This is a genomic window from Mycobacterium sp. (genome assembly GCF_035314905.1).
Classification (GTDB): domain Bacteria; phylum Actinomycetota; class Actinomycetes; order Mycobacteriales; family Mycobacteriaceae; genus Mycobacterium.
This window is the reverse complement of sequence record NZ_DATFYW010000212.1, coordinates 1-7724: the sequence shown is the minus strand read 5'-3', so window position 1 is coordinate 7724 and position 7724 is coordinate 1. Positions and strand designations below refer to the sequence as shown.

8 protein-coding genes and 2 tRNA genes are annotated in these 7724 nt (G+C 67.6%); 5 read left to right on the top strand and 5 right to left on the bottom strand.

Annotated features, from left to right (window positions below):
- Positions 1 to 164: 164 nt before the first annotated feature.
- Together VKG81_RS18780 and fdhD are read left to right on the top strand one after the other, a co-directional pair.
- Positions 165 to 362 (top strand): hypothetical protein, encoded by a 198-nt coding sequence (locus tag VKG81_RS18780; RefSeq protein WP_324398120.1) that lies wholly within the window; start codon positions 165 to 167, stop codon positions 360 to 362.
- The gene (gene fdhD, locus VKG81_RS18775) at positions 350 to 1174 is read left to right on the top strand and encodes a formate dehydrogenase accessory sulfurtransferase FdhD (RefSeq protein ID WP_324398118.1); all 825 of its coding nucleotides are present in this window, start codon (positions 350 to 352) and stop codon (positions 1172 to 1174) included. The genes VKG81_RS18780 and fdhD overlap by 13 nt, the downstream gene beginning before the upstream one ends.
- Here fdhD and clpX read toward each other — a convergent pair.
- From clpX to VKG81_RS18750, 5 genes are all read right to left on the bottom strand, one after another.
- A complete protein-coding gene (clpX, locus tag VKG81_RS18770; RefSeq protein ID WP_324398116.1) occupies positions 1171 to 2451 on the bottom strand; it encodes an ATP-dependent Clp protease ATP-binding subunit ClpX in 1281 nt (426 codons plus the stop codon). The two genes, fdhD and clpX, sit on opposite strands and share 4 nt — an antisense overlap.
- Before the next feature lie 264 nt (positions 2452 to 2715).
- A complete protein-coding gene (clpP2, locus tag VKG81_RS18765; RefSeq protein ID WP_324398114.1) occupies positions 2716 to 3369 on the bottom strand; it encodes an ATP-dependent CLP protease proteolytic subunit ClpP2 in 654 nt (217 codons plus the stop codon).
- Complete coding sequence (locus VKG81_RS18760; protein ID WP_324398112.1) at positions 3366 to 4010, bottom strand: ATP-dependent Clp protease proteolytic subunit; 645 nt, start codon at positions 4008 to 4010, stop codon at positions 3366 to 3368. The genes clpP2 and VKG81_RS18760 overlap by 4 nt, the downstream gene beginning before the upstream one ends.
- 47 nt (positions 4011 to 4057) lie before the next feature.
- Positions 4058 to 5488 carry a trigger factor gene (gene tig, locus VKG81_RS18755; RefSeq protein WP_324398110.1) on the bottom strand — a complete coding sequence of 477 codons (1431 nt, stop codon included), beginning with the start codon at positions 5486 to 5488 and terminating at the stop codon, positions 4058 to 4060.
- A 34-nt stretch (positions 5489 to 5522) separates the two neighbouring features.
- Positions 5523 to 5596 (bottom strand) — tRNA-Pro (locus VKG81_RS18750).
- A gap of 131 nt (positions 5597 to 5727) precedes the next feature.
- On the opposite strand from VKG81_RS18750, the gene VKG81_RS18745 reads away from it, so the two are divergent.
- The 3 genes from VKG81_RS18745 to VKG81_RS18735 form a co-directional block, all read left to right on the top strand.
- A tRNA-Gly gene (locus VKG81_RS18745) sits at positions 5728 to 5798 on the top strand.
- 43 nt (positions 5799 to 5841) lie between these two features.
- Positions 5842 to 7026 (top strand): serine hydrolase domain-containing protein, encoded by a 1185-nt coding sequence (locus VKG81_RS18740; RefSeq protein ID WP_324398122.1) that lies wholly within the window; start codon positions 5842 to 5844, stop codon positions 7024 to 7026.
- Between the two features lie 45 nt (positions 7027 to 7071).
- A partial coding sequence (locus VKG81_RS18735; RefSeq protein WP_324398108.1) for a DUF1542 domain-containing protein occupies positions 7072 to 7724 on the top strand: 653 nt, incomplete at its 3' end.

The window sequence follows — 7724 nt, the reverse complement described above, 5'->3', positions numbered from 1 at the left end:
TCGGCTACGACATGACGCAGGCGACGCCCCGCGCGGTGCAGCAGCTGCCGACGGTGCAGAACCCCTACACGCTCGGCGTCGACCCCGGCACCGGCCGGCTGTTCATCGCCGGCGTCACCGGCGGGATCGTGCAGATCATCGACGGGCCAACATAGATTGGACCCATGCCGGCCAGGCGAGACGTCACCCGCGATACAGAAGCTGACTACGACGAACACGCGGTGCAGGTCACCGGCCCCAAACGCGAGGCCGCCGGGGTCCGCGCGGTGCTGGTGTCGCTGCTGGATCACGTTGCGGCAAAATCGAACACCCCGGTGTCCAAGGCGATCGTCATCAGGCTGGAGCCCGCATGGGCCGGGTGACCGCGCGGCGGCCGGCTCGGCGGGTCACCGCCGGCGGAACCGTCAGCAGGCCGGAGACGTTGGCCGTCGAGGAGCCGCTGGAGATCCGGGTCAACGGCGCACCCGTCACGGTCACCATGCGCACCCCCGGCTCAGACGTCGAACTGGCGCAGGGATTTCTGCTCACCGAGGGAGTGATCGCGAACCGCGGCGACGTGATCACCGTGCGCTACTGCTGGGGCGCGGGACCGGACGGCACAAACACATACAACGTGCTCGACGTGACGTTGGCCCCAACAGTCGCCGCGCCCGAGGTCGACGTCACCCGCAACTTCTACACGACCTCGTCGTGCGGGGTGTGCGGGAAGGCCTCCCTCGACGCGGTGCGGCTGACCAGTCGCTACTGTCCCGGCGACGACCCCACCTCGGTCACCGCCGCCACCCTCACGGCGATGCCGGGCCAGCTGCGCTCGGCGCAAAAGGTATTCGCCAGCACCGGCGGGTTGCACGGCGCGGCGCTGTTCCGCGCCGACGGCACGATGCTGGCCGTGCGCGAGGACATCGGGCGGCACAACGCGGTTGACAAGGTGATCGGCTGGGCCCTGGAGAACGACACGATCCCGGCCACGGGAAGCGTGCTGCTGGTCAGCGGCCGGGCTTCGTTCGAGCTGACGCAGAAGGCGGTGATGGCCGGGATCCCGGTGCTGGCCGCGGTATCGGCGCCCTCGTCACTGGCCGTCGATCTGGCCGGCCAGTCGGGCCTGACGCTGGTCGCGTTCCTGCGCGGCGACTCGATGAACGTCTACACCCGGCCGGACCGGGTCACCAACTAGGCGCTCTTGTCGCGGCGCTCGGTGCGCTGCGGTTTGCGCGGCACGATCGTCGGCAGCACGTTGTCCTGGACGGTCTCCTTCGTCACGACGACCTTGGCGACGTCGTCGCGGCTGGGGATGTCATACATCACCGGCAGCAGGACTTCCTCCATGATCGCGCGCAGGCCGCGCGCGCCGGTGCCGCGGTGAATGCCCTGATCGGCGATGGCCTCGAGCGCGTCCTCGGTGAACTCCAGCTCCACGCCGTCCATATCGAACAGCCGGGTGTACTGCTTGACCAACGCGTTCTTGGGCTCCGACAGGATTCGGACCAGCGATTCCTTGTCCAGGTTCGTCACCGACGCGACGACGGGCAGCCGGCCGATGAACTCGGGGATCAGCCCGTACTTGATCAGGTCCTCGGGCATGACCTCCGCGAAGTGGTCCTGCGTGTCGATCTCGGCCTTCGAGCGGACCTCCGCGCCGAAGCCCAAGCCGCGCTTGCCGGCCCGATCCGAGACGATCTTCTCCAGCCCGGCGAACGCACCCGCCACGATGAACAGCACGTTGGTCGTGTCGATCTGGATGAACTCCTGATGCGGATGCTTGCGGCCGCCCTGCGGCGGCACCGACGCCTGCGTTCCCTCCAGGATCTTCAGCAGCGCCTGCTGAACACCCTCGCCGGACACGTCACGGGTGATCGACGGGTTTTCACTCTTGCGGGCGATCTTGTCGACCTCGTCGATGTAGATGATCCCGGTCTCGGCGCGCTTGACGTCGTAGTCGGCGGCCTGGATCAGCTTGAGGAGGATGTTCTCCACGTCCTCGCCGACGTAACCGGCCTCGGTCAGCGCCGTCGCGTCGGCGATCGCGAACGGCACGTTGAGCATCTTGGCCAAGGTCTGCGCCAGATACGTCTTGCCACAGCCGGTGGGGCCCAGCATCAAGATGTTCGACTTGGCCAACTCGACCGGCTCGGATCGCGAGTCGCGGGTCTTCTCGCCGGCCTGGATGCGCTTGTAGTGGTTGTACACGGCGACGGCCAGCGTGCGCTTGGCGGTGTCCTGGCCTATCACGTAGCTCTCGAGGAACTCCCGGATCTCGGCCGGCTTGGGCAGCTCGTCGAGTTTGACGTCGTCGGCGTCAGCGAGTTCCTCTTCGATGATCTCGTTGCACAGATCGATGCACTCGTCGCAGATGTACACGCCGGGGCCCGCGATGAGCTTCTTGACCTGCTTCTGGCTTTTCCCACAGAACGAGCACTTCAGCAGGTCACCGCCGTCTCCGATGCGCGCCATGTGGTCGGGTCCTACTTCCTGTCCGTTGTCGATCTGAGCATTCTGCCGGACGTACCTCCCGACGCTACCCGCTTGTTCGGTCGGTGGGCGACCGATAGAAGCGAATCGCGTCAGTGGTATTTCCTGCCGTGGCTGGCTGCCGCGCTTGTGTGAACATATCGCCTGCCCGGGCCCGCGGCGGCGCGCAGCGCCCGACCGTGTCCTTGGCGTGTCGCCGCCGTTACTGGACCGAGAGGCGCCCGCAGCGGCCGGCCCTGCAGTGGATCAAGCGGTCTGCGCCGACAGCTTGCGGTACTCCAGGACCGTGTCGATGATGCCGTAGTCCTTAGCTTCCTCGGCCGTCAGAATCTTGTCGCGGTCGGTGTCCTTGCGGATCGTCGCCGCGTCCTTGCCGGTGTGGCGGGCCAGCGTGTTCTCCATCAAGGTCCGCATCCGCTCGATCTCGGCGGCCTGGATCTCCAGGTCGGAGAACTGGCCCTGGATCACCCCGGCCAGCGCCGGCTGGTGGATCAGGACACGGGCGTTGGGCAGCGCCATCCGCTTTCCGGCGGTGCCGGCGGCCAGCAGCACCGCCGCGGCGGATGCCGCCTGGCCGAGGCACACGGTCTGAATGTCCGCGCGCACGTACTGCATCGTGTCGTAGATCGCCATCAGGGACGTGAACGAGCCACCGGGCGAGTTGATGTACATCGTGATGTCGCGGTCAGGATCCAGCGACTCGAGCACCAGCAACTGCGCCATGATGTCGTTCGCCGACGCGTCGTCGACCTGCACGCCGAGGAAGATGATGCGTTCCTCGAACAGCTTGTTGTAGGGATTGGATTCCTTGATACCGAAGCTGGAGTGCTCGATGAACGACGGCAGGATGTAGCGCGCCTGCGGCTGCACCGCGGGATCGGTCTGAGGGTGGCGTGTCATGACGGGGTAACTCCATTGATCTCGGCGCGGGCGATGATGCGGTCGACGAACCCATATTCCAGCGCCTCCTGGGCGGTGAACCACCGGTCGCGATCGGAGTCGGCGACGATCCGCTCCAGCGGCTGACCGGTGAACTCGGCGTTGAGCCGGAACATCTCCTTCTTGATCACCGCGAACTGCTCGGCCTGGATCGCGATGTCGGCGGCGCTGCCGGTGACGCCGCCCAGCGGCTGGTGCATCAGGATGCGGGCATGCGGCAGTGCGTAACGCTTGCCCTTGGTGCCCGCCGCCAGCAGGAACTGACCCATCGACGCGGCCATGCCCATCGCATAGGTCGCGACGTCGCAGGGCGCCAGCACCATCGTGTCGTAGATGGCCATGCCGGCGCTGATCGAACCGCCGGGAGAGTTGATGTAAAGGGAGATGTCCTTGGTGGGGTCCTCGGCGGCCAACAACAGGATCTGCGCGCAGAGCCGGTTGGCGACGTCGTCGTCCACCTGCGAGCCGAGGAAGATGATCCGCTCGGCGAGCAAACGCTCGTAGACCGAGTCGACGAGGTTGAGCCCGCCCGTGCTCGAACGCATGTGAGTCACGAGTGATACCTGCTTTCTGGACGATGGATCCTCACCGACACTAACCAACCGGGCGAGTCGCGCACTCCCGACACCGTGCGCGTTCGCTCACAGCGTCACTGGATCTCATTGTCGTTTTGCTCATTGTCGTTTTGATTCTCGTCAGTAGTCTCCGCCGGCCGGGGCTGTTGCGCTGCCTGCGCCCCGGTCTCGGCGGCCTGCTCCGGCCGGGGACCGAAGAACTCGCCGGTGTCGATGGGATTGCCCGCGGTGTCGGTGACCGTGGCAGCCCGCACCACCGCCGCGAGCGCCTTGCCGCGGCGGACGTCGGCGAACATCGTGGGCAGCTGGTTGTTCTCCTGCATGAACTGCAGCAGCTGCTGGGGCTCGACGCCGTACTGCCGCGACTGCAGCACCAGCCGTTCGGTGATGTCCTCCTGAGCGACCTGCACGTCCAGGTCGTCGGCGATCGCGTCGACGAGCAGCTGCGTCTTGATGGACCGCTCCGCGTTCTGGCGGTTCTCGGCGTCGAACTCCTCGCGGCTGGAGCCCTGCTCGGCCAGCGCTTCGGCGAACTTCTCCTCGTCGTGGTCGAGGCCGTGAACGGCCTGGTGCACGGTCTGGTCCACCTGCGCCTGCACGATCGCCTCGGGCAGCGGCACCTCGGTCTGGTCGAGCAACGTCTCCAGCGCCTTGTCGCGGATCTGCTCGGCCTGCTGCACCCGCTTCAACCGGCGCACCTGGTCGGCGAGACTGGCCCTGAGCTCGTCAATGGTGTCGAATTCGCTTGCCAGCTGGGCGAACTCGTCGTCGAGCTCGGGGAGTTCGCGCTCCTTGACCGAACCGACGGTCACCGTGACCTGTGCCTCCTGCCCCGCCCGCGGGGCGGCCACGAGCTTGGTGGTGAACACCCGGCTCTCCCCGGCAGAAAGCCCGACGATGGCTTCGTCGAGACCGTCGATCAACTGACCCGAGCCGACCTCGTGAGACATGCCCTCGGTGGCGGCCTCCGGCACGTCTTCGCCGTCGACGCCGGCGCTCAGGTCGATCGAGACGAAGTCGCCGTCCTGCGCCGGCCGCTCCACCCCGGTCAGCGTGCCGAACCGGGCCCGCAGGTTGGCCATCTCGGCGTCGACCTCCTCGTCGGTGACCTCGATCGGGTCGACGGTGATCGTCAGCGCGCTCACGTCGGGCAGCGTGATGTCGGGACGGATGTCCACCTCGGCGGTGAACGTCAGCTCGTCGCCGTCCGCCATCTTGGTGATCTCGATGTCGGGCTGACCAAGTGGCCGCACATCCGAGGTCGAGACCGCTTCGGTGTAGCGGCTCGGCAGTGCGTCGTTGACCACCTGCTCAAGCACCGCGCCGCGCCCGATGCGCGCCTCGAGCAACTTGGCCGGGGCTTTGCCGGGGCGGAAGCCGGGCAGCCTGACCTGCTCGGCAAGCTGCTTGTAGACGCGGTCGAAATCGGGCTGCAGCTCGGTGAACGGCACCTCCACGTTGATGCGGACCCGGGTCGGGCTCAGCTGCTCGACGGTGCTCTTCACGTCAGTAACTCCTCGGCTCGGTAGATGTCTGCTGTCGGGGTGACAGGATTTGAACCTGCGGCCTTCCGCTCCCAAAGCGGATGCGCTACCAAGCTGCGCTACACCCCGGGTCTGCCTGCCGTTTTCCTTGCACAGGCGCCGACGCGATACTACGGCCTGGCATGAAGATGGCCTCAATTGGATTTCGTCGATTGGCGTGGGCCAGTGCCGAAACGTACAGTCGCCCTCGTGCTGTGCGTGCGGGCGTAGCTCAGTGGTAGAGCCCTAGTCTTCCAAACTAGCAACGCGGGTTCGATTCCCGTCGCCCGCTCAGTGATGGGGTGTCAGCTCGCCAGGGAGGGACGTTGAGTGGCATCGCGCAACTAAACATCGACGGCGTGTGCGCATCCGGCTTCGAGCAGGTGCGCACCGCGTTCGAGGCCAACTTCACGGAACGCGCCGAGGTCGGGGCCGCCGTTGCGGTCTGGGTCGACGGCGACCTGGTAGTCAATCTGTGGGGCGGCTGGGTCGACGGCGCCCGCAGCAAGAGCTGGCGCGAAGACACGCTGGCCAGCGTCTTCTCCGGCTCCAAAGGGTTGACCAGCACCTGCGTGCACCTGCTGGCCGACCGCGGGGAGATCGACCTGCACGCACCGGTCGCGGCCTACTGGCCGGAGTTCGGGCAGGCCGGCAAGGACACGATCACGGTCGCCTCCGTCATGGGCCACCGCTCCGGGGTGATCGGACCGCGGCACCGGATGGCGCCCGAGGAGGCCCTGGACTGGGATCACGTCTGTGCGCAGCTGGCCGCCGCGGAGCCGTGGTGGGAGCCGGGCACCGCCCAGGGATATCACATGGTCACGTTCGGCTTCATCCTCGGCGAGATCGTGCGCCGGGTCACCGGCCGCACAATCGGCCAGTTCCTGCGCAGCGAGATCGCCGAACCGCTCGGCATCGACGTTCACCTCGGCCTGCCGCCGCGCGAGCACCACCGCTGCGCCGAGATGGTCAACAAGCCGCACATCCGCGACGTACTGGCCGCGGGCTCCGCACCGGGCCACCCGACCTGCGTCGAGGAGCACCCGATGGCCGGGCTGTCGATCGCGATGGGCTTCGTTCCCGACGACGAGCTCGGCTCCAACAGCATCGACCTGTGGCGATCCGCGGAGTTCCCGGCCACGAACTGCCACGTGTCGGCGCTCGGCATGGCCACCTTCTACAGCGCGCTCGCCCAGGAGAAGCTGCTGACCCGCGCGCACATGGAGCAGGTCCGGATGTCGCAGGGTGGCTACGACGTCGACGTCGTGCTGGGCCCGCGGGTGGCCGATCACGGATGGGGGCTGGGCTACATGCTCAACCAGCGCCTGGTCGCCGGACCCAATCCGCACATCTTCGGCCACGGCGGCTCGGGCGGGTCGTTCGCGTTCGTCGACCTGGAGCATCGGATCGGCTACTCGTACGTGATGAACTACTTCGACGCGACGAAGTGCCACGCCGACCCGCGCAGCGTGGCGCTGTCCGACGAGGTCTACGCCGCGCTGGGCGCGGCCGCGCGCTGATTGCCAGCCGGTCCAGCGCGATGCGCCGTCGGTAGGCTGGACGCCATGAGCGCGGTGGTGTTGGTCCTCGTCGTCGTGGTCGTCGCGGCGATCGTGCTGGCCGTCGTCGGCTCGTCGCGGGCCGCGGGCAATCGGGCCGCGGCGTCGCTGGCCGACGCCAAAGCCGACGCACGCCGGGCGATCGAACTGCTCGGCGGGCAGGTGCTGAACCTGACCGGCACCAACGACGCGTCGAAGCAGGCGCTGGCCGACGCGTCGGAGCGGTTCACCGCCGCCTCGTCCCAGATCGAGCAGGCGTCCTCGCTGCGCCAAGCGCAGCTGGCCAAGGAAAGCGCGATGGAAGGCCTCTACTATGTGCGCGCGGCGCGGCAGGCCATGGGGATGGATCCCGGGCCGGAGTTGGCGTCACTGGCCGGGCAGCGGTCCGCGGGCGCGGTGACCGAGGATCGCCGGGTGCAGGTGGAGGGTCGCCAGATCGAAGCCTCCCCCGCACCGTCGGAGCGCACGCCGAACTACTTTCCCGGCGGGCGCGTCGCGGGCCGGCCGGTGCCCGCCGGCTGGTACTCCGAACCGTGGTGGAAGCCGGCGTTGATCGGCGGGGCCTGGGGCCTGGGCTCGGTGCTGCTGTTCGACTCGTTGTTCTCCGGCATGCACGGGGTCGGCTACGACGCCGCGGGCTTCGAGAACGGCTACGGCCA

Excerpts from the sequence above, each read along its gene's own strand:
- clpP2 (WP_324398114.1), bottom strand. The coding sequence starts at position 3,369 with ATGACACGCCACCCTCAGACCGATCCCGCGGTGCAGCCGCAGGCGCGC.
- fdhD (WP_324398118.1), top strand. The coding sequence starts at position 350 with ATGGGCCGGGTGACCGCGCGGCGGCCGGCTCGGCGGGTCACCGCCGGC.
- clpX (WP_324398116.1), bottom strand. The coding sequence starts at position 2,451 with ATGGCGCGCATCGGAGACGGCGGTGACCTGCTGAAGTGCTCGTTCTGT.
- VKG81_RS18780 (WP_324398120.1), top strand. The coding sequence starts at position 165 with ATGCCGGCCAGGCGAGACGTCACCCGCGATACAGAAGCTGACTACGAC.